The sequence below is a fragment of the Streptomyces spongiae genome (assembly GCF_009377185.1).
GTDB lineage: Bacteria > Actinomycetota > Actinomycetes > Streptomycetales > Streptomycetaceae > Streptomyces > Streptomyces spongiae.
Genome location: NZ_VJZC01000083.1, coordinates 1 through 25528, shown reverse-complemented (window position 1 = coordinate 25528; position 25528 = coordinate 1). Strand labels below are relative to the sequence as shown.

The 25528-nt window shown below is 70.5% G+C and carries 21 protein-coding genes and 1 riboswitch; of the genes, 12 read left to right on the top strand and 9 right to left on the bottom strand.

The window, feature by feature from the left end; genetic code table 11:
* Both FNH08_RS14895 and FNH08_RS14890 read left to right on the top strand, forming a co-directional pair.
* Positions 1 to 692, top strand: a 692-nt coding sequence (locus tag FNH08_RS14895) for an esterase/lipase family protein (RefSeq protein WP_152771956.1), incomplete at its 5' end; no start/stop codon positions are given.
* Between the two features lie 285 nt (positions 693 to 977).
* Positions 978 to 2660 (top strand): M23 family metallopeptidase, encoded by a 1683-nt coding sequence (locus FNH08_RS14890; protein ID WP_322724516.1) that lies wholly within the window; start codon positions 978 to 980, stop codon positions 2658 to 2660.
* A gap of 105 nt (positions 2661 to 2765) precedes the next feature.
* On the opposite strand, the gene pcrA is transcribed toward FNH08_RS14890, so the two are convergent.
* Complete coding sequence (pcrA, locus tag FNH08_RS14885; protein WP_152771954.1) at positions 2766 to 5285, bottom strand: DNA helicase PcrA; 2520 nt, start codon at positions 5283 to 5285, stop codon at positions 2766 to 2768.
* Between the two features lie 400 nt (positions 5286 to 5685).
* A riboswitch (cyclic di-AMP (ydaO/yuaA leader) is annotated at positions 5686 to 5856 on the top strand.
* Positions 5857 to 5864: 8 nt separating this feature from the next.
* On the opposite strand from pcrA, the gene FNH08_RS14880 reads away from it, so the two are divergent.
* The gene (locus tag FNH08_RS14880) at positions 5865 to 7022 is read left to right on the top strand and encodes a C40 family peptidase (protein ID WP_152771953.1); all 1158 of its coding nucleotides are present in this window, start codon (positions 5865 to 5867) and stop codon (positions 7020 to 7022) included.
* A 154-nt stretch (positions 7023 to 7176) separates the two neighbouring features.
* Here FNH08_RS14880 and FNH08_RS14875 read toward each other — a convergent pair whose 3' ends face one another.
* Positions 7177 to 7530, bottom strand: a complete 354-nt coding sequence (locus FNH08_RS14875) for a hypothetical protein (RefSeq protein WP_152771952.1) — start codon at positions 7528 to 7530, stop codon at positions 7177 to 7179.
* Positions 7531 to 7970: 440 nt separating this feature from the next.
* Here FNH08_RS14875 and FNH08_RS14870 point away from each other — a divergent pair, with 440 nt between their 5' ends.
* The 4 genes from FNH08_RS14870 to FNH08_RS14850 all read left to right on the top strand — a co-directional run bounded on the left by FNH08_RS14870 (position 7971) and on the right by FNH08_RS14850 (position 12610).
* On the top strand, positions 7971 to 9041 hold the full coding sequence (locus tag FNH08_RS14870; RefSeq protein ID WP_152771951.1) for a C40 family peptidase: 1071 nt from the start codon (positions 7971 to 7973) through the stop codon (positions 9039 to 9041).
* A 337-nt stretch (positions 9042 to 9378) separates the two neighbouring features.
* Positions 9379 to 9549 carry a hypothetical protein gene (locus tag FNH08_RS14860; protein WP_322724515.1) on the top strand — a complete coding sequence of 57 codons (171 nt, stop codon included), beginning with the start codon at positions 9379 to 9381 and terminating at the stop codon, positions 9547 to 9549.
* Between the two features lie 139 nt (positions 9550 to 9688).
* Positions 9689 to 10888, top strand: coding sequence for an AAA family ATPase (locus FNH08_RS14855; RefSeq protein WP_322724514.1), 1200 nt, complete (start codon positions 9689 to 9691; stop codon positions 10886 to 10888).
* Positions 10889 to 10987: 99 nt separating this feature from the next.
* The gene (locus FNH08_RS14850) at positions 10988 to 12610 is read left to right on the top strand and encodes a VWA domain-containing protein (protein WP_152771949.1); all 1623 of its coding nucleotides are present in this window, start codon (positions 10988 to 10990) and stop codon (positions 12608 to 12610) included.
* 71 nt (positions 12611 to 12681) lie between these two features.
* Here FNH08_RS14850 and FNH08_RS14845 read toward each other — a convergent pair whose 3' ends face one another.
* Positions 12682 to 13200, bottom strand: a complete 519-nt coding sequence (locus FNH08_RS14845) for a hypothetical protein (RefSeq protein WP_152771948.1) — start codon at positions 13198 to 13200, stop codon at positions 12682 to 12684.
* A 199-nt stretch (positions 13201 to 13399) separates the two neighbouring features.
* Here FNH08_RS14845 and FNH08_RS14840 point away from each other — a divergent pair, with 199 nt between their 5' ends.
* Positions 13400 to 14080, top strand: a complete 681-nt coding sequence (locus tag FNH08_RS14840) for a TetR/AcrR family transcriptional regulator (protein WP_152771947.1) — start codon at positions 13400 to 13402, stop codon at positions 14078 to 14080.
* 150 nt (positions 14081 to 14230) lie between these two features.
* Here FNH08_RS14840 and FNH08_RS14835 read toward each other — a convergent pair whose 3' ends face one another.
* Together FNH08_RS14835 and FNH08_RS14830 are read right to left on the bottom strand one after the other, a co-directional pair.
* Positions 14231 to 15109, bottom strand: a complete 879-nt coding sequence (locus FNH08_RS14835; RefSeq protein WP_152771946.1) for a LuxR C-terminal-related transcriptional regulator — start codon at positions 15107 to 15109, stop codon at positions 14231 to 14233.
* Positions 15106 to 16395 carry an ATP-binding protein gene (locus FNH08_RS14830; RefSeq protein WP_152771945.1) on the bottom strand — a complete coding sequence of 430 codons (1290 nt, stop codon included), beginning with the start codon at positions 16393 to 16395 and terminating at the stop codon, positions 15106 to 15108. Before FNH08_RS14830 ends, FNH08_RS14835 begins: the two co-directional genes overlap by 4 nt.
* 166 nt (positions 16396 to 16561) lie before the next feature.
* Between FNH08_RS14830 and FNH08_RS14825 the strand changes: the two genes are divergently transcribed.
* Both FNH08_RS14825 and FNH08_RS14820 read left to right on the top strand, forming a co-directional pair.
* Entirely contained in the window at positions 16562 to 18202 is a 1641-nt protein-coding gene (locus tag FNH08_RS14825) for a PspC domain-containing protein (RefSeq protein WP_152771944.1), read from the top strand.
* Positions 18189 to 18455: a hypothetical protein gene (locus tag FNH08_RS14820; RefSeq protein ID WP_322724512.1), complete on the top strand. Its 267-nt coding sequence runs from the start codon at positions 18189 to 18191 to the stop codon at positions 18453 to 18455. Before FNH08_RS14825 ends, FNH08_RS14820 begins: the two co-directional genes overlap by 14 nt.
* A gap of 274 nt (positions 18456 to 18729) precedes the next feature.
* Here the strand turns inward: FNH08_RS14820 and FNH08_RS14815 are convergent, their stop codons facing one another.
* Together FNH08_RS14815 and FNH08_RS14810 are read right to left on the bottom strand one after the other, a co-directional pair.
* Positions 18730 to 19260: a DoxX family protein gene (locus tag FNH08_RS14815; protein ID WP_152771943.1), complete on the bottom strand. Its 531-nt coding sequence runs from the start codon at positions 19258 to 19260 to the stop codon at positions 18730 to 18732.
* Between the two features lie 576 nt (positions 19261 to 19836).
* Complete coding sequence (locus FNH08_RS14810) at positions 19837 to 21108, bottom strand: hypothetical protein (protein ID WP_322724511.1); 1272 nt, start codon at positions 21106 to 21108, stop codon at positions 19837 to 19839.
* Positions 21109 to 21417: 309 nt separating this feature from the next.
* Here FNH08_RS14810 and FNH08_RS14805 point away from each other — a divergent pair, with 309 nt between their 5' ends.
* Positions 21418 to 22347 (top strand): DUF4429 domain-containing protein, encoded by a 930-nt coding sequence (locus FNH08_RS14805; RefSeq protein ID WP_152771942.1) that lies wholly within the window; start codon positions 21418 to 21420, stop codon positions 22345 to 22347.
* A gap of 21 nt (positions 22348 to 22368) precedes the next feature.
* Here the strand turns inward: FNH08_RS14805 and FNH08_RS14800 are convergent, their stop codons facing one another.
* Positions 22369 to 23163, bottom strand: coding sequence for a class II aldolase/adducin family protein (locus FNH08_RS14800; RefSeq protein WP_152771941.1), 795 nt, complete (start codon positions 23161 to 23163; stop codon positions 22369 to 22371).
* Positions 23164 to 23365: 202 nt separating this feature from the next.
* Here FNH08_RS14800 and FNH08_RS14795 point away from each other — a divergent pair, with 202 nt between their 5' ends.
* Positions 23366 to 23866, top strand: coding sequence for a pyridoxamine 5'-phosphate oxidase family protein (locus FNH08_RS14795; RefSeq protein ID WP_152771940.1), 501 nt, complete (start codon positions 23366 to 23368; stop codon positions 23864 to 23866).
* Between the two features lie 65 nt (positions 23867 to 23931).
* On the opposite strand, the gene guaA is transcribed toward FNH08_RS14795, so the two are convergent.
* Positions 23932 to 25512, bottom strand: coding sequence for a glutamine-hydrolyzing GMP synthase (gene guaA, locus FNH08_RS14790; RefSeq protein WP_322724518.1), 1581 nt, complete (start codon positions 25510 to 25512; stop codon positions 23932 to 23934).
* Positions 25513 to 25528 lie beyond the last annotated feature (16 nt).

The window sequence follows — 25528 nt, the reverse complement described above, 5'->3', positions numbered from 1 at the left end:
CCCCCGACGACACCACCGCCCCCCTGCCGACCGAGGCGAAGCCCCCGGTCGTCCTGCTGCACGGATTCATAGACAACCGGTCCGTCTTCGTCCTGTTGCGCCGTTCGCTCGCCCAGCACGGTCGGCGGCAGATCGAGTCGCTCAACTACTCACCCCTCACCTGCGACATCCGCACCGCGGCAGAACTGCTCGGCCGGCACATAGAGGAGATCTGCGAGCGCACGGGCCGTGAGCGGGTGGACATCGTCGGGCACAGCCTCGGGGGACTCATAGCGCGGTACTACGTGCAGCGGCTCGGCGGCGACCTCCGCGTGCGCACGCTCGTCACGCTCGGCACCCCGCACGGGGGCACGCGCGTGGCACCACTGGCCGACGCGCACCCCATCGTGCGCCAGATGCGCCCCGGCTCGCCGGTGCTCGAGGAGTTGCGCGAGCCGGCGCCCGACTGCCGTACGCGGTTCGTGGCCTTCTGGAGCGATCTCGACCACCTGATGGACCCGCTGGAGACCGCCTGCGTCGACCATCCGGACCTGTTCGTGCAGAACGTGCGGGTGAGCGGCATCGGGCACCTCGCGCTGCCCGTCCACCCCGCCGTCGCCGCAGAGATACGGCAGGCACTCGACCTCGACGAGACGACACCTGAGGCGACGCCCGAGGCGGGAAATCGCGCAGGGGGCCTGACGGTGGCGTAATCGCTCACAAGCAGGTGAAAAACCGGCAGAACCAGTCGAGTCGAGCCGTGACTCGACACTCGAAGCATCGTCGGCACAGCCGCTCGACAGTCGCCACGCGGCTCCTTACGTTCGAACAACCTTCGAACGCAAGGCCAAGGCTGAGTCCATAGTCCGGCGAAAGACGCTCGAATGCCCGTTTCCTGCGAGCAGGAAACCCGTTGAAGATTGTCGCGCCCGCGTACCGCCGGGTACAGTCGCCGCACTGCTCTGCCAGCCCCTGTCGTCGAGGCGAAAGAGAAGTTGGTGAACGACCGTCACCCGTCGGGGACTGCGACTCCCCCGGCCCCGGCTTCCGATGAGGCCTCGGCGCACTACGCGTCGTACGGCCACCAGGAAGCCTCGTACGGCGACTTCACCACGTACGACGCTTACGGCGCCACCGGTTTTGACACCGGTCACCACACCATCGCCACGACCGCCGCCACCGACACGGGCTTCGCGACCACGACCTTCGAGACCACGACTTTCGAGACCGACCCCCTCTTCGGCGATCTGCCGGGCGACGGTGCGACCGGCTCGTACGACTCCTCGCAGTGGTCCACGGGCAGCCAGCACACGCTGAACTACGACCCGTACGCGGCACAGCACCAGACCGCCTACGACACGGGCAGCTACGACTCCAGCGGCTGGACGGCCGGTTACCACAACCTCGGCGAGATCCCCGCGCAGTCCCAGAGCCCCGAGGCGACCGGACAGTGGGACGCGAACGGATGGCTGCAGGCCGACCAGCTGGGCGAGGCAAGCCAGTTGGGGCAGTCGACCGACCAGACCCAGCACTGGACGGGCACGCAGTTCTTCGACACGGGCGTCTACGACGCCACGCAGTGGAACGGCGACGGCACCTCCGGCGATCACGACGCGAACGGCCATGAGCCGTACGAGGCGTACGAGCAGCAGACTTCGGCCGACGGGTACGAGCACCCCTCCCCCGACGCCTTCGACCAGCAGGCGACCGCCACCTTCGAGCAGGTCAACCCCTACGACGACGAACAACTCGTCGCCATGGAGGGTGAGTTCGAGGGAGCCGACGACACCGGCGCGCACGGAGCGAGCCCTTCCACTCTGCCGGCTCCGCCGGACGACGAGGAAGAGTCCGCGTCCGAGACTCCCCTCGCCTCAACGGCGTCCGGCGCCCCCACCGGCTCCGGCCGGGCGGCGGCCCGCGCGGCCGGGCGCTCGCGTCGTCGCGCGCCGGCGAAGCGTTCCGGCCCGGCGAAGCGTTCCGCCGTACTGACCATCGCGGTGCCGTCGGCGTGCGTGATGGGCGTCGCGGGGATCGCCGCCGCCTCCGTGGGCGGTGGGGACGAGGACGCCAACAGGACGACGGCCGCCGCGTCGGACGCGGTCGCGGTCAAGCCGTCCGCCGCCAACAACAAGCTCGACACCCAGCTCGAGAGTCTCTCGGCCGGGGCGGACGATTTCGCCGACCGCGCGAGCCGCACCCAGGAGCGCATCGACCTCAAGGCCCAGCAGGAGGCCGAGAAGAAGCGGGCAGCGGCGGAGGCGGCACGCAAGGAGCGTCTGCGGCCGAAGTTCGCGCTCCCGGTCGCGCAGAAGGGGCTCAGCGCGTACTACGGGCAGTCCGGCATCAACTGGATGTCCGTGCACACCGGCATAGACTTCCCGGTGTCGTACGGGACACCGGTGATGGCGGCCACTGACGGAACCGTTCGGACGCAGTGGAACAGCGCCTACGGCAACATGGTCATCGTGACCGCCAAGGACGGTACGGAGACGTGGTACTGCCACCTCTCCACGTACAAGGTTCCTTCGGGAGCGACCGTCAAGGCCGGGGACATGATCGCGTACTCCGGAAACTCCGGTAACTCGACCGGCCCGCACCTGCACTTCGAGGTGCATCCCGGGGGCGGCTCGGCGATAGACCCGCTGCCGTGGCTGCGGAGCCACGGGCTCGACCCGACGTAACCCCGTCCCACAGCAAGGAAAAGACCGGGCCCCTGCGGGAAGCAGGGGCCCGAATCGTGTCCGTGCTCTCTTCTACAGCGCTCTGTCCTGTACAGCGCCCTCGCCCTACAGCTTCTCCACCGGCGCGTACCGCAGGAGCAGCCGCTTCGGCTTGGGTTCGCCGAAGTCGATCGTCGCCTCGGCGTTGGCACCCGTGCCCTTCACGGCGACGACCGTGCCCAGGCCGAACTGGTCGTGGGTGACGCGGTCGCCGACGGCCAGGGAGACGACCGGCTTCTCGGTGGCGCGACGCGTGGCGAAGCCGGAGGCGCCCGCGGCGGACGAGCGGGCGCGGGAGGACGACAGGGAGGCGGCGATCCCCGAGGCCGGCCCGGAGGACACCGGTGCCGTTGACGGGCCCGTGCGCTTCCAGTCCAGGTGCGCCGCCGGGATCTCCTCCAGGAAGCGGGACGGCGGGTTGTACGACGGCTGGCCCCAGGCACTCCGCAACGTCGAGCGGGACAGATAGAGCCGTTCCCGCGCGCGCGTGATGCCCACGTACGCCAGGCGCCGCTCCTCCTCCAGCTCCTTGGTCTGGCCGAGGGCCCGCATGTGCGGGAAGACGCCGTCCTCCATGCCGGTGAGGAAGACGACCGGGAACTCCAGGCCCTTGGCGGTGTGGAGGGTCATCAGCGTGATGACGCCGTCGCCGTCCTCCTCGTCCGGGATCTGGTCGGAGTCGGCGACCAGGGCGACCTGCTCCAGGAAGTCGGCGAGTGTCCCCGCCTCGCCCTCGGCGCGCTCCTGCTCGAACTCCAGGGCCACGGCCGCGAGTTCCTGGAGGTTCTCGATACGGGTCTCGTCCTGGGGGTCGGTCGAGGCCTGCAACTCGGCCAGGTAGCCGGTGCGTTCGAGGATCGCCTCCAGGACCGTGGCCGGGCCGGCGCCCGAGTCGACGATCGTGCGCAGGTCCTCCATGAGCGTGTTGAACCGCTTGACGGCGTTCGTGGAGCGGGCCGCCATGCCGTACGCCTCGTCCACGCGCCGCAGCGCCTGCGGGAAGCTGATCTTCTCGCGCTGGGAGAGGGCGTCGATCATCGCCTCGGCGCGCTCGCCGATGCCGCGCTTGGGGACATTGAGGATGCGGCGCAGCGGGACCGAGTCCTCCGGGTTGGCCAGGACCCTGAGGTAGGCCAGGACGTCCCGGACCTCCTTGCGCTCGTAGAAGCGGACGCCGCCGACGACCTTGTAGGGCAGGCCGACGCGGATGAAGACCTCTTCGAAGACACGGGACTGGGCGTTCGTCCGGTAGAAGACGGCGACGTCGCCGGCCTTCGCGTCGCCCGCGTCCGTCAGGCGGTCTATCTCTTCGGCGACGAACTGCGCCTCGTCGTGCTCGGTGTCCGCCACGTAGCCGGTGATGCGGGCGCCCGCGCCGGCGTTGGTCCACAGGTTCTTGGGGCGGCGGGACTCGTTGCGCTCGATGACCGCGTTGGCGGCGCTCAGAATCGTCTGGGTGGAGCGGTAGTTCTGCTCCAGGAGGATCGTCGTCGCGTCCGGGTAGTCCTCCTCGAACTGGAGGATGTTGCGGATCGTCGCGCCACGGAAGGCATAGATCGACTGGTCGGCGTCACCCACCACGCACAGTTCGGCGGGCTGGAGGTCGCCCTCGCTGGGCGGTACGTCCACGGGGTGCTCGGAGGTGCCGACGAGCTCGCGCACGAGCGCGTACTGGGCGTGGTTGGTGTCCTGGTACTCGTCGACGAGGACGTGGCGGAAGCGGCGGCGGTAGTGCTCGGCGACGTCCGGGAAGGCGCGCAGCAGGTTGACCGTCGTCATGATCAGGTCGTCGAAGTCGAGGGCGTTGGCCTCGCGCAGCCGCGACTGGTACATGGCGTACGCCTGGGCGAGGGTCTTCTCGAAGCCGTCGGCAGCCTGGGCGGCGAAGTCCTCCTCGTCGATCAGCTCGTTCTTCAGGTTCGAGATCTTGGCGCTGAACGACTTGGGCGGGAAACGCTTGGGGTCGAGGTCCAGGTCACGGCAGACCAGGGCCATCAGGCGCTTGCTGTCGGCGGCGTCGTAGATCGAGAACGACGACGTGAAGCCGAGCTTCTTGCTCTCCCGCCGCAGGATCCGTACGCACGCGCTGTGGAACGTCATCACCCACATCGCGTTCGCGCGCGGGCCGACGAGCTGCTCGACGCGCTCCTTCATCTCACCCGCGGCCTTGTTGGTGAAGGTGATCGCGAGGATCTGGCCCGGGTGGACGTGCCGCTCGCCGAGCAGGTGCGCGATGCGGTGGGTGAGCACACGGGTCTTGCCCGAGCCGGCTCCGGCCACGATGAGCAGGGGGGCGCCGGAGTGGACGACCGCCGCGCGCTGGTTCTCGTTCAGCCCCTCCAGGAGCGCGGCCGGGTCCACCGCGGGGCGTGGGGCGCCGTCGCGGTAGTACCCTCCCCCACTCTCGGCTCCGCTCGAGCGGGGGGACCCCCATCTGTCCGGCGGCACGTCGAACCGGCCGCCGAACAGATCGTCCGGAACCGGCTCCGGCACGTGCTCGTCCTCGGGCGGCGGCGGGGGCTCTTCCTCGTGGGCCCGCGGGGCCTTGAGGTCCGCCAGGAAGCTGTCGTCAAAGAGGCTGCTCATCGCTCTCCGAGTCTAGGCCGCCCCACCGACACCCAGGGGCCACCCCACGAACTCGGGCCCGTGCCCACCCGGTCGGTGATCTCCCGGAGCCGACCATCAGGGCCGTTCTCACCGCCCACGTTCGCGCCGTCACCGGCCGTGATCGGTTCAAACCCGCGAGCACACGTGTCACCTCGTCAGCCAAAACACCCACCCCACCCCCAAAAGGCTGAGACAGGCAAAGCTCGCAGCAAGAACAAATCCCCCCATACATCTCCGAATTCACCACGGACCGCGATGCCCTGAACTAAGGTCACGAAAACGTATCGGGCATATCGCGCATCAACCTTCACAGAGGCCACACGAATTGGCTAGCGTTCTTGGTGGGCCGTTCGACCCAACCGGCGAACGTCGCCGGGCCGGGCGGCCTCCGCCGAGTCCGGCGCACCCTCGCGGAGCCGGAGCCGGGGACCCACCGACCTTGGGGTGAATCGGTCCACCTGCCGTACGCGGCACGGACCGTAGGGCATACCTTCCGATGCAAGCGCCCGAACCCGACAGCTAACTCGGTAGGCGGACAGCGGAAGGAGCCCGCCTTTCATGGCGCCGCACCGAAAGCCGCGTCCTGCCCGGACGCGCACAGGCATACGGACACCCGCCCTGGCGACGGCGGCACTGACGTCCATGGCCCTGTTCTCCCAGACGGCGAACGCCTCGCCCTCAACCGACAAGCCGAGCCTCGAAGAGGTCGAGAAGAAGGTCGGCGACCTCTACCGCCAGGCCGAGTCGGCGACCGAGAAGTACAACGCGGCCGAGGAGCAGACGACCAAGCAGAAGAAGCGCGTCGCCACGCTTCTCGACGACGTCGCCAAGCGCACGGAGAAGCTCAACGAGGCCCGGGAGCGGCTCGGCTCGTTCGCCGCCGCCCAGTACCGTACGGGCGCCGCCTCCCCGGACACGGCGGCGATGCTGCTGGCGGACAACCCGCAGGACTACTTCGACCAGACCCAGCTGATGGACCGCTTGACGGAACGTCAGAAGGACGTGGTCGACGACTTCATCACCCAGCAGACGGAGACGGCGGAGAAGCGCCAGGAGGCCACCGAGAGCCTCGCGTCGCTCACCGAGTCGCAGTCGACGCTGAAGTCGACCAAGGCGAAGGTCCAGGCGAAGCTCACCGAGGCCCGTGAGCTGCTGACCAAGCTGACCGCCGAGGAGAAGGCCCGCCTCGCGGCCATCGAGAAGGAGAAGCAGGAGGAGGCCGAGCGCCGGGCGGAGGAGCTGGCGCGGCAGCAGGCTGCGGAGGCGGAGAAGCAGCAGGCGGCGGAGGCGGAGCAGCAGGAACAGGCGGCCGGCAGCACCTCCACGGTCGAAGCTCCTGTCGAGGACTCCACCTACGCCACGAAGGCCGCGAAGGCGCTCACGTTCGCCCGCTCGCAGATCGGCAAGCCGTACGTCTGGGGAGCGACCGGCCCCGACTCGTACGACTGCTCCGGCCTCACCCAGGCCGCCTGGAAGGCCGCCGGCGTCGACCTGCCCCGCACCACGTGGGACCAGGTCAACGCGGGCAAGACCGTCTCACTCGCCGACGCGAAGCCCGGTGACCTCGTCTTCTTCTACGACGACATCAGCCACGTCGGCCTCTACATCGGCAACGGCATGATGATCCACGCGCCCAAGCCGGGGGCCTACGTCCGCGAGGAGTCGATCTTCTACGACGGCGAGTCGGCGATCCACAGCGTGGTGCGGCCGGCGTAACGGTCGCCCGGTCGTCCGGTCGCACGTCGCCCCTCCCGGCCCTGGTCGGCGCTCGGCTTCTCGCCGACGGCCAGGGCCGGCACGGTCCCGGTCCCGTTTCCGGCCGGGCTCCGCTTCCGGCCAGGTCCCGGTCCCGGCCAGGTCCCGGTCCCGGTCAGGTCCAGAGCACCGCGATGAAGACGTTCGCCGTGGTCAGGGCGCCCACCAGGCCGAACAGCCCCTTCTCCACCCGCTCCTCGTCACGCTTCACGTAGACGAGCCCGAGGATCACGACCAGCAGGGCCAGCTTCACACCGATCTTGATGTTGTTGACCGGCTGGTCGTCGGCCTGGTTGAGGCCGACCAGGACGGCACCGGTGATGAGCATCGTCAGCGCACCGTGCAGCATGGCGGGCACGAAACGGGCCGTCCCCTGCCCCATCGCCTTCATCTGGGTGAGGAAGCCACCCAGGAGGGAGGCGATGCCGATGATGTGCAGGGCGACGAAGAGATGGATGAGTACGTCCATGGAGCCGGAGCCTAACCAGACGCCCTCGCCCGGCCAGTCACCGGCCCCCGCCATCCCGCTGCATATATGCGCCCCCATAGCACCGCTGCGCCACCCGTCGGCACGGAACCGCCGCATCGGTCATCGCTCTGTGTGAAGTCGGCGACGCCAGGCAGGGATCACGTTCACATACGGTCACCCGGTGGTCCGCCGGCACCAATTCCGCACATAGCGTTACCGAGCGGACACCGTCAGGTTTAGCGTCCTCCCCCAGGTGCCCGGCTCCCCACCGCCGCCCTGGCCAGGGGCGGCAGTCGGACACCTCCGCCGAGAGGTCCGGCGGCTGCTCGCTCCCCCTGTGCGGGCCGCCGCCGGACGCGCGACCGCCGACTCCCCACGGCGGTCGAGGCCGAAGAGGCCGCCTCGGTCGTACGCGTCGTACGAAAGGACGTGACCCCCACTTGGCAGCGCACCGCAGAGCCAGACAGCGCCCCCTCAGCGGCGGCACCGCCCGTACCGCTTTCACGATCGCCCTGGCGGGCGCGGCGAGCGCGACTGGCCTCGACGGCACCGGGCACGCCGAACCGCAGCCCACACCGGAGCAGGTACAGGCGAAGGTGAACACGCTGTACGAGGAGGCAGAGGTCGCCACCGAGCAGTACAACGACGCGCGGGAGAGGGCCGGAAAGGCGCGGGAGCGGCTGGAGGACCTGCGGGACGAGGCGGCACGCCGTACGGAGGGGCTGAACTCGGCGCGCGAGAAGCTGGGTTCGATGGCGGCGGCGCAGTACCGCGGTGGTGGCATCGACCCCGCGGTGCAGCTCGCGCTGAGCGACGACCCGGACGCGTACCTGGACGGGGCGGCCTTCGCGGAACGACTCGGCAGCCGGCAGGCCTCGGACGTGGCGAACGTACGGAAGCAGTTGCGGGAGATCGAGCAGCTGCGGGGTGCCGCGCGCATCGAACTCTCACGGCTCGCGTCCCGGCAGGCGGACCTGGAGCGGCACAGGCAGACGGTCACCGGAAAGCTGGGCGAGGCGAGACGTCTGCTGGCGCGGTTGCCCGAGGGCGAGCGGGCCGGGCCGGCCGCGGCGGGCGGCGCGGGCCACGCCTCGCGGTCCTCAGCCGCGGCACGCGACCTCTGGCCGGTCTCGGCGGCCTCCTCCACCGCCCAGGCGCCCGGTCCACGGGCGGCCGCGGCTCTTTCGTACGCGTACGGCAAGCTCGGCAGCCCGTACGCGTGGGGCGCGACGGGTCCCGACGCGTTCGACTGCTCGGGGCTCGCTCAGGCGGCGTACCGCGCGGCGGGGGTGTCGCTGCCCCGGACGACGTACGCCCAGATCGGCGCCGGGCAGCGCGTCGCCCGCTCCCAGCTCCAGCCCGGTGACCTGGTGTTCTTCTATTCCGGGATCAGTCATGTGGGCATCTACGCGGGGAACGGGCAGATGATCCACGCGCCCCGTCCGGGAGCGCCGGTGCGGGTGGCGCCGGTGGACGAGATGCCGTTCGCGGGGGCTACTCGGGTGGTGTGAGCCGTACGGGCTCTGCGGGCGGGTGAGCCTTTGTGGGGTGCCGGAGTCAGTGGGGTGCCAGGCCCGGTGAGGTGCCGGAGTCAGTGGAGTCCGCCGAGTTCTCGCAGCGCCTCGGCCAGCGTCGCCACGCCCTCCGCGAGGGCCGTGGCCGGAGAGGCGGCGTAGCCGAGGAGGAGGCCGGGCGGGCCCGGGCGTTGGCGGTGCCAGGAGAGGGGGTGGACCTTGCCCCCCCGCGCGAGCGCGGCCGCCGCCAGCTCGGTGTCGGCGAACTCCGCCCGCTCCCGCGCCGCCGCGCCCCGCCCTGGTGAACGGCTTCACCCGGAACACGTTCATCGCCATGATCGAGTCCGTCCGGGAGGACGCCGTGGCCGCGGGCCTGACGACTCCGTCCGACTGGGACCGGGGCGTCGCCGACCTGCGCCGAACGGCGACGGACGACGGGACGTTCCACTACACGTTCTTCAAGGCGGTGGCCGTGAATGCCTCGCCGGAACGATCGGCCGCGTGAATCGTGCGAGCCATGCGAACCGTGCGAACCGTGCGAACCGGATTCAAGGGCCCGGCGGGTCGTCCCGGCCTCCGCGTTATCTTGCTCGGGAAGAGGGCCGTATCACGCCCAACAGGGCATCACAGGCTAGGAGTTGAATGTGGGCGGTCAGGAGGCGCAGGACACGGCCAAGAGGTTGCGGGCGATCTGCGGTGAGCTGTCGGACCGTTTCTACGAGCGGGACGACGTGGTGCGCACGCTGGTGGTGACGCTGCTGGCCGGACAGCACTCGTTGGTGCTCGGCCCGCCCGGAACCGCGAAGTCCGAGATGGCCCGGGAACTCACGGGCAGGATCGACGGAGCGTCCTACTGGGAGATCCTCCTGTCGAAGTTCACCGCGCCGACGAGGATGTTCGGCCCCATCGACGTCGCCGCGCTGGCCCGGGGTGAGTACCGCCAGGTCTACGACGGCCGCGCCACGACCGCGCATGTCGCGTTCATCGACGAGATCTTCAAGTGCTCCACCGCGGCGCTGAACGAGACCCTGGGCTACCTCAACGAACGGATCTACCACCCCGAGAACGGCGGCGAGCCGATCCGCTGCCCCCTGATCGGGGCCATCACGGCGAGCAACGAACTGCCCAGCGGAGAGGACTCCGCCGCGATCTACGACCGCCTGCTGGTGCGGATCGAGGTCGGGTACCTGGCAGACCCCTCGAACTTCGCCGCCCTGGTCCGCTCCGCCGTCAGCCGCCCGGCTCCGCCGGCACGGACCACCATCGAGCTGGCCGCGTTGCGGCACGCCGTGACCGAAGCTGTCCCGGACGTGGACGTTCCCGACGTGATCGTGGACGCGGTGTGCACGCTGCGGGCCGCCCTGCGCCGCAAGGAACTCGTCGCCTCCGACCGCCGTTGGCGGCAGGCTGTGGGCCTGCTCCAGGCGTCCGCGTACCTCGACGGCCGCCCGGCGGTCACCGAGACCGACCTGTCGGTGCTCACTCACGTGCTGTGGGACTCCCCCGCGCAGCGTCCGACCGTCGAGCGCGAGGTGCTGCACCTGGTCAACCCCGATGCCAAGGAGGCGCTCGACCTGGCCGACGGCATCGAGGAGTTGGAGGCCCAGCTCGACGCCATGGCCGGGCAGTCCCGCGAGGCGCTGAGCGAGTGGGTCATCAGGAACGCCCACAACAAGCTCGCCATGGCGGGGAAGCGGCTGGAGAAGCTGCGCGAGGAGGCGGCGGGCGCCGGCCGCTCCACGGCCGCCATCGACCGAGTCGTCGGCCGCCAGCGGGCCGTCCGCGCCCGCGTTCTCACCGAGGCCCTCGGCGTCGACGCGAGCACGGTGCAGAGCCAGCTCTGACATCCAGGGAATCCCACGGAACCTCAGGGGATCCCACGGAACCTCAGGGAATCTCAAGGAACTTCAGGGGATCTCAAGGAATCTCAAGGAACCAGGACCATGGGCGAGACACCGAGCAAGCTGGGCGAGCTGGCGAGCCAGGCCGGGAAGTGGCTGGGCGGCCTGTCCGCCGCGACTCCCGAGCGGCACACCACGGCCGTGGTCGCGGACCGGTTCGACCGGATCGCGTGGCGCGACACCTACGAGCAGTCGGCCGGACTGCGCGATCTGGCCGAGGAACTGAACGAGCGCCACGACGGCACCACCGACCTCCTGACCGACGCGTTCGTCGCCGCCTACAAGGCCGGCCCGCGGTTGCGCGAGCGCGAGGAGATGGACCCCTCCCGGCTGGTCAACCACCAGGTCATCACCTCGCTGGTGGAGTCACCGGAGTTCGCCGAGCTGCGCCGGGAGACGGCCGGCGACCCCTATGCCGCCGCCATGGCCGTGCTCGCCCAGGCCGCCGCGCTGCGCCGGATGCTGGAGCACTCCCGGGACGCCCGGGAACAGGCCGAGCAGGCGAAGAAGGCCCAGCAGGACGCCGACAGCGCGGCGACCGTCGTGGGCGAGACGCTCCAGCAGGCCGCCGACGATGCCGCCGAGGACAGCACCGTGCCGACCCCGGCCGCCGACGCCGTACGACAGGCGATCGAGGCCGCCAAGTCCGCCGAGGCCGCTGCGCAGCAGGCCGCCCAGGACGCCGTGCAGGCCCTCGCGGCGGCAACCCCCGGCATCCGCGCCACCGCGCGGAACGCCGTGGCGAAGGCCGCCGAGACCGTGCGGGAGGAGGCCGCGCTGATGCGGGCGTGGGGCGTCGGTCCCGGCGAGCTGGAGCGGATGCCGTACGACCAGCGCGCCCAGCTCGCCGAGCGGCTGCGCACCAGCCGTCTCGCGGAGTGGGCCGAGCTGATCGGCCGTTTCCGTCAGATGGCCGACGGTGAACGCGCCCGCAAGGTCGAGAACGCCTCCGGGGAACTCATCGGGGTCACCCTCGGCAACGACCTCTCCCGCATCATCCCCTCCGAGCTGGCCAACCTCGGCCTGCCGGAGCTGCGTGCGGTGTTCGCCGCGCGCTACGCAGCCGGGGAGCTGATGCTCTACGACAGCCAGGGAGAGCAGACCACGGGCCAGGGCGCCGTCATCGCGTGTGTCGACACCTCGCACTCCATGTACGAGGCAGGGCCCGGCGGTGTCACCCGGGAGGCGTGGGCCAAGGCGTGCGCCCTGGCGCTGCTGGACCAGGCCCGCCACGCGGGGCGTGACTTCGTCGGCGTCCTGTTCTCCGCCGCCGACAAGCTCCAGGTCTTCCGCTTCCCGGCCGACCAGCCCGCCGACATAGCCCGGGTCCTCGACTTCGCGGAGACCTTCCTCGGCGGCGGCACCAGCTACCAGAGGCCCCTGTCCGCGGCCGGCGAACTGCTGGAGGAGGAGTTCAACGACGCCTCCCGCGCCCGCGGTGACATCGTGATGCTCACCGACGACGACTGCGGCGTCACCGAGGAATGGATGCGCGGCTGGAACGACGCCAAGCACCGTCTGGGCTTCCGGGTCTTCGGCGTGGCCATCGGATCGCCACGCGCCGCCGAAGCGGACTCGGTCCTGGACGCCCTGTGCGACAACCTCCGCTCCATCGAGGACCTCACCGACGTCCACGCCGCCGCCGACCTCTTCCGCGTGATCTGATCCCGGCTTCCTCCCCCACACACCCACCCCGCACTTGCAGGACAAAACGGATGGGCCGTGCGTGCAGGACGTCATATGACAGTGACCGTCGCGAGCGCCAGGGCGGAGGCGCCGAACACCACGACGTGCCGCACGTTCTGGAGGGTCCAGACCCAGGCGGGGAAGCCGTTCTCGGCCGCCTTGAGCAGGGCCGCGACGTCGATGCGCGCCAGCATCGGGTCGCCCTTGCGCGCGAAGGCAGACCGCACGGACTTCTCGGCGGTCAACTGGCTGTAGAGGATGACGCAGTTGCCGAGCAGGACGAGCGACTGGAAGATCCAGGTCAGAGGCCCGGCCCAGGAACTGTCCGCCAGGTTGAACCCGGCCAGGGCCACCATCACCACGGCGACCGAGACGGGAGCCGCGGTCTCGTGACCCCCGGCGTCGAACCTCATCCCGTTCTCGGTCAGGGCCGTCCTCCGCACTCCCTGTCGCTCCAACTCCGCCTCGGCACCCGCCATCGCAGTACCGCCGTAGCGGTGACGCACGACCGGGATGCTCACGAAGGCCGCGGCGACGAGCATCTGCAGTACGGCGACGAAGACGTTCATGATCGATTCCCCTCGTAGGGCGCTTGGGCGCGACTTCGGATTGCACTTAGTTCAAGCGGAGGTCGAGCCGCGTCATGAACTAAGTGCAAGTCGACGGTAGAGCGCTTCCTGAACTAAGTGCAAGTGCCCGACTGAACTAAGTGCAGCAGCTGCTCCTGAACTTTGTACAAGCGCCCATGACGTGCCCTATCGTGACGTCATGCCACGCGACACACTGACCCGGGAAGACATCGTCCGGACCGCCATCGAGCTGCTCGACGAAGAGGGCTTGGAGGGCCTGAACATGCGCAGCCTGGGCAAGCGGCTCGGCACCGTCGCCACGGCGGTCTACTGGCACGTGAAGAACAAGGACGACCTGGTCCTACTCGTCGGCGACCACGTGTGGGACGAGATCGCCCTGCCCGACCTCGACACGGTGGACTGGCGCACGGCCGCGACGTCCCTGGCCACCGAACTCCACAAGATGCTCAGCAGGCACCCGTGGGTCGTCCAGGCCCTGGGCTCCTACCTCTTCTACGGCCCCGGCAAGGCCCGCTACGACGACCACAGTCTCGCCGTCTACGAAGCGGCCGGCTTCCCCGGCCCCGAGGCGGACCGGGCGGCGGCCGGCGTCTTCACCTTCGTCCTCGGCAGCGCACTCGGCGCCTCCGCCAATGCCTCCCTGAACCGTCGTCTGAGCCGCAACGGCGGCGACGCCGAGGAGCTCCTCAAGGACACCATGGCGAAGGCGGCCGAGGTCGCCGCGAAGTTCCCGCGACTGCGCACCCGCCTCGACGCCCCGGCAGCCGCCGAATACAACGCGGCACCCGAGCAGACCTTCGAGTTCGGCCTTCGGGCCCTGCTCAACGGCCTGGAGGCGGAACTCACCGCCACGCGCTGACCCCGAGAACACCCACCCACTGCATGCCGGGACGCCCCTCAGCCCGACCGCCGACCTGAGCTCGGGCCGGTCTGGGCCCCTCACTCGGACTGAGGCCAGGGCTCAACCTGAGGCGCGAGCTCGGGCCTGAGCTCAGGCTCTGCGTCGGCCTCACACCAGCCGTCGTGCCGTCGCCCACCTCGTCAGCTCGTGCCGGTTGGAGAGCTGCAACTTCCGCAGCACCGCCGAGACATGGGACTCCACCGTCTTGACGGAGATGTACAGCTGCTTGGCGATCTCCTTGTACGCGTAGCCACGGGCGATGAGGCGAAGGACCTCACGCTCACGCTGGGTGAGACGGTCCAGGTCCTCGTCCACGGGCGGGGCGTCCGTGGAGGCGAAGGCGTCGAGGACGAAGCCGGCCAGCCTCGGCGAGAACACCGCGTCGCCCTCCTGCACGCGGAAGATCGAGTCGACCAGGTCCGTACCGGTGATCGTCTTGGTGACGTATCCCCGGGCGCCGCCCCGGATGACACCGATGACGTCCTCCGCCGCATCCGAGACGGAGAGGGCGAGGAAGCGCACGGGTTGCTCGGCGTCGGACATCAACGCGGCGCACCGACGCAGCACTTCGACTCCGCCACCGCCGGGGAGGTGCACATCGAGAAGCACCACCTCGGGCCGTGCGGCCGTGATGACGCTCACCGCCTGGTCGACGTCGGCCGCCTCCCCGACGACCTCGACACCGGTGCTCTCCGTCTGCCCGATCTCCGCCTGCACGCCCGTACGGAACATGCGGTGGTCGTCGACCAGCACGACCCGGACCCGGCGTCCGGGCGCCGAACCGCTCGCCTCCGCCGCCTCATCCTCCTGGGTCGGCCCGGCCGCCGGCGTCGACTCGCTCCCGCTCTCCACCACCGAGCCGCTCGGCGCGGCCGCGTCCGCCGGGGCACCCTCCGGACCAGCGGAACCTATGGGGCCGGTTGAGCCGGTACCGAGAGCCGAACCGTCCGGCCTGATCGGACCGCTCGCCCCGTTCGCGTCGCTCATGACGTCGTCTCCGCCCTCTCCATCTCCAGCTCGACCTCCGTGCCGCCGTCCGGTACGGCGCGGAGCCGTGCCGTACCGCCGTTGCGCTCCATACGGCCGATGATCGATTCTCTAACGCCCATGCGGTCGGCGGGTATCGAGTCCAGATCGAAGCCGGGGCCCCGGTCACGCACGGACACGAAGACCGTGCTGCCCTCGACTTCGGCGAAGACCTGTACCGCGCCGCCCTCGCCACCGTACTTGGCGGCGTTCACCATCGCCTCGCGCGCGGCCTGCATCTGCGCGCCCAGGCGCTCGTCGAGCGGGCAGTCGCCGACGACCACGACTTCGATGGGGACGCCGTGTTTGTCCTCCACCTCGGCGGCGCTGCGCTTCACGGCCTCCGCGAGGGTGCCGGGCTCGTCGTCCTCGTCCTTGCCTGTGCCCTCGGGCTTGTAGAGCCAGTTACGCAGGTCGCGCTCCTGAGCTCGGGCGAGGCGGCGCACCTCGTTCGCGTTCTCCGCGTTGCGTTGTATCAGCGTCAGGGTGTGCAGCACCGAGTCGTGGACATGGGCCGCGACCTCCGCCCGCTCCTGGGCGCGGATGCGCATCAGCCGCTCCTCGGAGAGGTCCTGGGTCATGCGGACGAGATACGGACCGGCCAGCAGCGCTATCCCGACCAGGACGGCGAGCGCGGCTTGCAGGACCGAGCCGAGGTGCGCGGCGGAGCCCTGAAGGACGAATATTCCGGAAACGCCCGCGGTGACGAGCAGGACTCCGCCCACGGAACGGAACAGGGTGAGCGTGCGCCGACGGCGGCCGACCTCGACCCAGCGGGCCCGCCGTGCGTTGTCCGCCTGGCGCCAGACCAGGGCGACACCGGCTGCGACCAGCACGGTCGGCCACAGATACGCCTTGGCTCCGTCGCCGAGGTTCACATTGCCGACGAAGACCATGGCCACGACGACCATGAGGAGCAGGGCGACGATCTGGCCCCTGTCCGGTCTGCGGGCCACGAGTTTTCGCCGGCCGTCCGGCGAGGTCTCGGCGGAGACGGCCGGCGGCCGCTGGCTGTCGACGCCGCCCACGCCGAGCGGGACGAAGAACCAGAACGCCGCGTACAGCAGCGCGCCGAGGCCGTCCGCGAGGAACAGGCCGACGAACACGAGCCTGAGCCACGTCACGGGCAGCCCGAGGTGCCCTGCGAGCCCTCGCGCCACGCCCCCGAGCCAGCGACCGTCGCTGCTGCGGTAGAGCTTGCGCGGGGGCCGCGGGACGTCGACTGGTACTGCTGCGGCTTCCGGCATGCCATCGATGTTCACACGCATGGCGGCTCGGGACATCAGGGTCTGTCCCGGAGACGCCCCTGATGTTCGGCCGGACCGTGATCGAACAGTTCCCGGAGCCAATATCAGGGTTGGGCCAGGGTCATCCCGACTGCCGCGGGGCGGTCTCGGCGGCGACGATGGACACATGACAGATCAGCAGCACGCGGCACCGGAGCCGGACCCCGGCTCGGGCACCCGGCGGCCGGCCACCGAGCCGCAGGACGCCGTGCCCGCCCCGGACAAGGGCGGCACGACGCCCGGACCGGACCAGGGCAAGGAGTCGCGCGCGCACGTGGGCACGCACACGCATGCGGACGCGAGCGCGGGTACGCATGCGGGCGTGGGCGCGCCCACGGATCAAGCGGATCCAGCAGATCAAAAGGACCCGGAGGATCAGACCGAGCCCTCGGGCCGAGCAGCGGCCGACGCCCCGACCGGGGCCACAGGTCAGGCATCCGGGAGGATCCCACCCACCGGGCCCACGGCTCAGGTGGCCGCGGACGGCTCCACCCCACTCCCCACCAGGTTCCGCCGTGACCGGCGGCACAAGATGCTGGCCGGGGTGTGCGCGGGACTCGGGCGACAGTGCGACATGGATCCAGTGATCTTCCGGATCGTGCTCACGGTGCTGTCGGTCGCAGGCGGCACAGGTCTCCTCTTCTACGGCTTCGTGTGGCTGTTCGTTCCGTACGACGACGAGGAGGAGAACGAGGTACGCAAGTTGCTGACCGGCCGTGTCGGCGGCCAGGCCCTGGCTGCCGTGCTTTTCGCCCTGGTCGGCTGCGGCGTCTTCGTCACCATGCTGGGCAATGTCGGGACGCTGACCTTCGCAGTGGTTCTCGCGCTGCTCCTCGCGGGCGCGGGCTACTGGTCGCGGCAGAGAGGTGCCCCCGACCCCGACCCGCTCGCGGCGCAGGCCGTCGCCGACGCGCCGCCGGAGGCCCAGGCGCCGCCCGTTCCCGCCTCCTACCCGTCCTGGTGGCGTGACCCGATCGTCAAGGACGGCACACACGTGGGCGGGACCGGCTATCTCTGGGGGCCGTGGGAGGCCCAAGACCGCGATGTCGCGGCGGCCATCAACATCGCTCGGGGAACACCCTCCCGCCAGGACATACGTACCGCCCAGAGGCCCAAGCCGCGGGGGCCGCGTTGGATAGGCGGTTGGGTGTTCCTGCTCGCGCTGCTCGCCGGCGGTCTCGGTACGGGGCTGACGTGGGACGACCACCCGCTGGGGACGAGTCTGCAGACCGGTCTGGCCTGCGCCCTCGCCGTGTTCGGTCTGGGCATCGGGATCAGCGCGTTCCTGGGGCGTACGGGCGCGGGGTCGATCTTCCTCGCGGTGGTGACGGCGGGCCTGCTGGTGTGCTCGGCGGCGCTCCCGGCAAACGTCAGTGCCCACTGGATACGCACGACCTGGACGCCGACCGCCGTGGCCGACGTACAGCCGGCGTACGAGCTGGGCACGGGTGTGGGCACATTGGACCTGAGGCGCGTGGACGTGCCGAAGGGCAGGACGGTGACGACCACCGCTGAGGTGGGCGTGGGCAAGCTGAAGGTGGTGGTCCCGTCGGACGTCACGGTGCGTCTGACGATCGAAGTGGGCGTGGGAGACATCCAGTTGCCGGGCGACAAGAAGGAGGACGTGGACGTGGCACCGGACAAGGAGAAGCAGTTGACCCTCTCCGCCGTGAAGGGCTCCACCGGCGACGGGAAGTCCGGCGGCACGATCGATGTCAGCATCGAGGTCGGCATGGGCCAGGCGGAGGTGACCCGTGCTGCGGCATGACGTTCAGCCCGGCAAGCTCGTCGCGGGCTTCTTCCTCACCCTCACCGCCGTCGTCTACGCCGGAGACGCGGGCGGCACCTGGGAGGCCCCCTGGTTCGTGGCCATACCCCTGGTGACCGGTGGACTCTGTTTGGCGGGCGCGACGGCGTTCCTGACCCACGCGATACGCCACCGCCGACCGTCCCCGCGCTCGGGGCGCGCTCCCGAGCACAACCGGGCCTCAGACGGCGGGATATCGGGCAGGCCCGAGTAACGGCCCGGACTGGCTCGGCATCGCGGAGTGGCGGGTTCACGCTGCTCGTCACGGTCGAGAGCGAGGGGCGTCCGGAACGGAAAAGGAAATCGCAGGGGGCACGCGCTGGACGGGTGCAAAGGCGGCACGGCCTCCGGACCGCCGGGTGCCGTCCGTGGGCGAGTCAGCGACGTGCGCCAGGCAGTACGGCACGGCACGGCGCGGCCATGCGTCAACGCAGGGCCATGCGGCACCGCGGTCATGCGGCACCGCATCGGCCCGGTTGCGCGGCAACTCAGCGATAGCCGCCCTTTCGTTGCCGTCGGCGGTTGCGGAGGGCCGCGTCGATGGAGAGGACCGAGGCGCCGGCGAGGACGAGGGGGAGCCAGGCCATGAGGTAGGCGAGGTCGTTGCCGTAGTAGTAGGGGTCGGCTGACCAGCTGACCGTCAGCCAGAGGCTGAGGGAGATCAGGGCACCGCCGAAGGCCGCGAGACGGGCGAGGAGGCCGATGAGGGTGCCGATACCGACGGCGAGCTCGCCGAGAGCGATGGCGTAGCCGAAGCCCACGGGGTTCTTGAGGGCGAGATCGACGAGGGCCGGGATCGCGGAGGAGTCGCGGACCGAGCTCATCATGTCGCCGATCGAGCCGGAGCCGGCATCGGACAGGAAGGCGCTGTCGGTGAGTTTGTCCAGGCCGGCGTAGATGAAGGTGACACCGAGGAAAACCCTCAAGGGGAGCAGGGCGTAACGGGTGGCGGTGTCTCGCCAGCCTTGGCCGCCATCGAAGTAGGGGGCCTGCGTGTCCGAACGAATACTGTGAGTCATGACTATCCGCCGCCTCTCGCCGCCGTGCCGTTGACCCCTCAACAGACCATACGTACGAAAGGGGGGAGCCGCTCAATGAGCGCGGCACCAGTTTTCAGTGAAGGCTGCCTTTGGGACCGTTTCTCGGGTTTTCTCAGCGAGTTTCCGCATAGTTCGGTTGGCATCGGGTCGGCCTCGGCCTCGGGTCGGTCGAAATACCGAACCTGCCACGTCCGGTGGCACGCGCATCCTGCGGCACACGCACCTGGCAGCACGCACCGGGCGGCACAGCGGGGCCCTCGCCCCACACCCCGTCGGGCGGCGAGGGGACGGCGGGCGGCGGGCGGACGGCGCGCGGCGGGCGGACAGACAGTCGCCCAGCGGGTCGGTCAGCTGATCCCCCGGCCAGTCGCCAGCAGCCGACCGGCCAGGCGGCACTGTCGGTCAGTCGGCACTGTCGGCCAGGCGGCACTGTCGGCCAGGCGGCACTGTCGGCCAGGCGGCACTGTCGGTCAGGCGGCACCGTCGGCCAGGCGGCACCGTCCGTCAGCCGGCACCGTCCGTCAATCGGCACCGCCGGCCAGGCGGAACCGTCCGTCAGTCGGTCACGTCGATCACGCAGCGGTTCGTCTCCACCCCGGCGGCGGTCACGACCTGGACCTCCACTCGGCCGGGCTCCACGTCGGCGGGGACCGGCACGGTGAGGACGGCGTCCGTGGGGTTGCTGAAGCCGCCGGCGACGGGGACGAGCGGGACGTGGACGTGGACGGCGCCGATGCGGACGACCATCCGGGAGAGGCGGTCGGCGCTCTGGGCACCCGGCGGGACGAAGCCGGCGCCGCGGATCTCGATGTCGTCGCCGGTGCGGATGGGCCCGTCGAGGTCGCCGGCCTCGCGGGCGCGGACCACGGAGAGGATCACGGGGCGGCCGCCCTCCGCGTACTTGCCGGCGATGTACGTGGCCGCGGAGACCAGCACGAGCAGGGCCAGTCCCCAGGGGAGGTCGGGTAGTTGATCGGGGCGGCGGGCGAGGCGTACGACCGCGAAGGCGAGGGCGACGGTGTTCACGACGACGAACTGGATGTCGGTGAAGCTTCCGCGGCCGGAGTCGTCGGTCAGGAGGTCGGAGGCACGGGGGCGGTCGGCGCGGACCTTCTGCAGGCGCTGGCCGAGGACACGCAGGCCGACCACCCGCCGGACCAGCACGGCGATCCCGCACACGACGGCGAGGACGATCACCACGCCCGCGCCCCGGGCGAGGTCGAGACCGGCGATCAGTGCGTCCCGCCGGCCGTGGTCCGAGGCGGCGGCGAGTTGTCCGACGAGCACCAGGACGGCGTACACGGCGAAGAGCACCCAGCTCGCGGCCACCGCGCGGGAGGTGGACAGCCGGTTGTCCTCACCGATCACGGGGGCCAGAGCGCCACCCCGCGTGCGGTGCAGGTATCCGGCGCCCGTCATCGCCAGGCCCACGACCAGGGCGGCCAGCAGACCGGCCGTGCGTGCCGCCGTCCAGCCCGCGCCGATCGCGGTGAGCGCCTGGACGAGGAGCAGGAGCAGAAAGGCGCCCCACACGGTGTAGGCCGTGCGCAGCCACAGGCGGCCCAGCCATGCCTCGCCCTCCACACGCCCGCGTTCTGCGACGAGGGCGGCGGACTGGGTGAGTTCGTCGGAGACCCACTGGCGGGACGCCGACGCGGAGTGCGCGACCGCAGCGGGAAGCCCCTGGCCGGACGCGAACTCCTCACGCTTGAGCAGGAATGCGGCGACCGCGCGCCGGTGTCCCTCACGGGCGCCGTGCGGGCAGTTCCCGCACGCGCAGCCGCCCTCGTGGGCGCCCGCGCCCTGTCTCGCCTCCTGCACCGCCACGCCCGAGCCCGCCTTCCCCGCGCCACTTCTCCTCCGTACGTCTGCGCCATGCGACAGCCGTACAGCCACCCTGCGATGACAGCGAATTGTGCCGTATGGAACGGGGCCCTCGTCCGGCAGGTCTGGTCAGGGCGGGGTGAAGGGGGACGATACGCGTTGACCAGGGCACTCAGGACCACCGCCGCGCCCCGAAAGGGGCGCGGGGAATCGCGCGGGCAACCACACACAACCTCCAGTCGCCCACCGGCCCTTCGTCCCAGTACGCTCCACCGCTCTCCCTGCGGAGCACCGCGCTGCGAGAATCTCCCCATGGCCGAGATCATCCAGCGTGACGGGACCTGGGCCTTCGACGGCAGCACGGTCCGGATCACGCCGGGGCTCCACCGCTCCGTGCCGCTGTTCCGGCAGACGTACGGGGAGATAGCGGTGCCCCTCGAAGCGGTGTCGGGCATCGTCTACGAACCCGAGCGCAAGCGCGGCCGGCTGCGGCTCAGGCTCCGCGAGGGCTGTGATCCGCTGCTCCAGGCGACCGGCGGGCGGCTCCCCGACGCGGCCGATCCCTACCGGCTGACGGTCGACATCGACCGCTCGGGCGTCGCCGAGTACGTGGCGGAGGAGATACGCCAGGCGCTGCTCCTGGAGCAGATACCGAAGGGGCCCGCCACGGCGTATCTGCTGCCGGGCCCGCCAGTGCCGGTGTCCGTGCGGTCCAGTGACGGCACGGTGTCGTTCGACGGTACGCAGGTGCGGATCGACTGGAGCGACACCTCCGACCGGGTCAAGCGGGCGACGGGGCCGCGCATCATCGCGGTCGGTGATCTGGTGCAGGTGGAGTGGCTGCCCAACTCCGGGTACGAGGACGGCTTCATGCGGTTCGTGACGCGCGAGACGGTGTTCTCCAAGCTGCCGCCCGAGAAGGACCCGTACGCGCTCGACCTGTGGGGCAGTGCCCGTCGCGACCTGCTCACGGCCCTCGTCGCGACCGCGGTCACCGCCCGGCTGCCGCACCCGTCGACCCGGGCGATCGACCACGCGGAGCGCCCTCAGCTCACCGCCGCTGCCACCACCGCCACTGCCACGGGCACCGCCACCGGGACCGCGACCACGCCTCCGGCCGACCACCATGACGTGCTTCTGCGCCGGCTGCGGGAGTTGGGGGAACTGCACCGGGACGGGGTGCTCACGGACGAGGAGTTCGCGATGACGAAGGCGGCCGTGCTGCGCGGCTTCCAGAGCTAGTGGCTTCGAGAGCCGAGGGCCTCAGCTCAGCAGGTCCGGTTCGCTCCTGCTGATGTCCTGCCACAGGGGCTGGTAGTTGATCCACGCCACCAGGTCGCCGCCGAGTTGCTCCCGCGTGGCCACTGCCTGCCGGTGGCCGATGAGCACCGGCCGCCCCGCCGCCTTCGCCGTCAGCTGGACCTGGGCGGACCGCTCCATCGACAGGAACCACCAGGCCGCCGCGTCCACCGAGTCGCCGACCGTCAGCAACCCGTGGTTGCGCAGCACCAGGGCCTTGCGGCTGCCGAGCGAGGACGCGATCCGGCGGCCCTCCTCCGCGTCGACGGCGACACCGGTGTACGCGTCGTAGAGCGCGTGGTCCTCGTAGAACGCGCAGCTCTCCTGGGTGATGGGGTCGAGCAGTTCGGCGAGCGCCGAGAGCGCGCGGCCGTGCACCGAGTGGCAGTGGGCGACCGCGACGACATCCGGGCGGGCGGCGTGCACCTGGGCGTGCACGGTGAACGCCGCCTGGTTCACGTGGTAGCGACCGTGGATCACCTGCCCGTCGGCGTTCGCCATGACCAGATCGCTCACCGTGACGTGCTTGAACGGCATGCCGAACGGATTGACCCAGAAGCAGTCGCTGAACTCCGGGTCACGCGCGGTGATGTGCCCGGAGACCCCGTCCTCGAAGCCGAGCCGCCCGAAGATCCGCAGCGCCCCGGCCAGCCGTTCCTTGCGGTGCCGGCGCTCGTCGTCCAGCGAGTCGTGCATCGGCGGCATGGCGAACTGCAGCTGGTCCGTGGGTAGGGGCAGGGGCGGTGTCGGCCCGTGCATATGTCCTCCAGCACTGGGTTCCTTTACGGAGCGGAAGGTACCGTCAGTCCCCGCGAGAGGACAGGGCCGTCCGGTGAAGAGTGTGCGCAACCGTTACGGAAGTCACCGAAGCGCGTCGCCGCCACGACAACAGAGCCGGACATACGACTCCGGAGCCGGATATACGACGGAAGATGTCGGGTATCGGAGCGAGACTCGTCGTATGAACCGTATCGACGTGAACACGGGTCCGGGTCCGAACTGGGCCGCCTTCACCACCGCCGAACCCGATCTCGCCAGGACGGTCGAGGAGCGCTTCGGCGCCTTCACGCACCACGTTCTCGCGACGCTCCGCAAGGACGGTTCGCCGCGGACGACCGGGCTCGAGGTCCGTTTCCTGGACGGTGAGCTGTGGCTCGGCATGATGCCGGACTCGCTCAAGGCGCTCGACCTGCGGCGAGATCCACGGTTCGCACTGCAGGCGAACCCGGGCCCGGGCACGGAGATGGGCGGCGGTGACGTACGGGTCAGCGGGCGGGCGATCGAGGTCGAGGACCCGGAGACGAAGGCCCGCTACACGCGGGAGGTGGAACCGCCGGAGCCGTTCCACCTCTTCCGCACCGAGCTGACGGAGGTCGTACGGACCTACGTCGAGGACGAGAAGTACCTGGTCGTCCAGGCGTGGAAGCCCGGAGAGCCGGTCCGCACGATCAAGCGGACCTAAGCCCGGAAAGCCCCAAAGGACCTGAAAGCCCCGAAGCACCTGAAGGCCCCGAAGGGCTCACCCGCTCACTCCCACTCGATCGTCCCCGGCGGCTTGCTCGTCACGTCGAGGACGACCCGGTTGACGTCCTTGACCTCGTTCGTGATCCGGGTGGAGATCCGGGCGAGGACGTCGTACGGCAGGCGCGACCAGTCGGCCGTCATCGCGTCCTCGCTGGACACGGGGCGGAGGACGATCGGGTGGCCGTACGTCCGGCCGTCGCCCTGGACGCCGACGCTGCGCACGTCCGCGAGCAGGACCACCGGGCACTGCCAGATGTCGCGGTCGAGGCCGGCGGCCGTCAGCTCCTCGCGGGCGATGGCGTCGGCCTCGCGCAGCAGGTCGAGGCGGTCCTTGGTGACCTCGCCGACGATACGGATGCCGAGGCCGGGGCCCGGGAACGGCTGGCGCTGGACGATCTCCTCCGGCAGGCCGAGTTCCTGGCCGACCATGCGGACCTCGTCCTTGAAGAGCTTGCGGAGCGGCTCGATGAGCTCGAACTCCAGGTCCTCGGGGAGGCCGCCCACGTTGTGGTGGGACTTGATGTTGGCGGTGCCGGTGCCGCCGCCGGACTCGACGACGTCCGGGTAGAGGGTGCCCTGGACGAGGAACGCCACCTCGGGGCCCGAGTCGGCGATGATCTCGGCCTGGGCCTGCTCGAAGACCCGGATGAACTCCCGGCCGATGATCTTCCGCTTCTCCTCGGGGTCGGAGACCCCGGCGAGCGCCTTGAGGAAGCGCTCCTCGGCGTCGACGACCTTCAGCTGGACGCCGGTGGCCGCGACGAAGTCCTTCTCGACCTGCTCGGTCTCGCCCTTGCGCATCAGACCGTGGTCCACGTACACGCAGGTCAGCTGGGAGCCGATGGCCTTCTGCACGAGGGCCGCGGCGACCGCCGAGTCCACGCCGCCGGAGAGGCCGCAGATGGCGCGCTTGGTGCCGACCTGCTCGCGGATGGCCGCGACCTGCTCCTCGATCACGCTGCCGGTGGTCCAGGAGGGGGTGAGGCCCGCGCCCCGGTACAGGAAGTGCTCCAGGACCTGCTGGCCGTGCGTCGAGTGCATGACCTCCGGGTGGTACTGGACGCCGTACAGCTTCTTCTCGTCGTTCTCGAAGGCGGCGACCGGGACGACGTCCGTGGAGGCCGTGACCGTGAAGCCCTCGGGGGCCTCGCTGCACGCGTCGCCGTGGGACATCCACACCGGCTGCTCGGCCGGGGTGCCCTCGAAGAGGGTGGAGCCGGGCTTGGAGACGTGCAGGGGCGTACGGCCGTACTCGCGCGCGCCCGTGTTGTCGACCGTGCCGCCCAGGGTGGTGGCCATCAGCTGGAAGCCGTAGCACATGCCGAAGACCGGGACGCCGGACTCGAAGATCTCGCGGTCCAGGCGGGGGGCGCCCTCGGCGTAGACCGACGAGGGGCCGCCGGAGAGGATGATCGCCGCCGGGTTCTTGGCGAGCATCTCCGCGACCGGCATGGTGCTCGGCACGATCTCGCTGTAGACCCGGGCCTCACGGACTCGGCGGGCGATGAGCTGGGCGTACTGCGCGCCGAAGTCGACGACCAGGACGGTGTCGGGGGGAGCGGCAGCGGGGGTCGCTGATGACACGGGGTGCCTTCCGGCG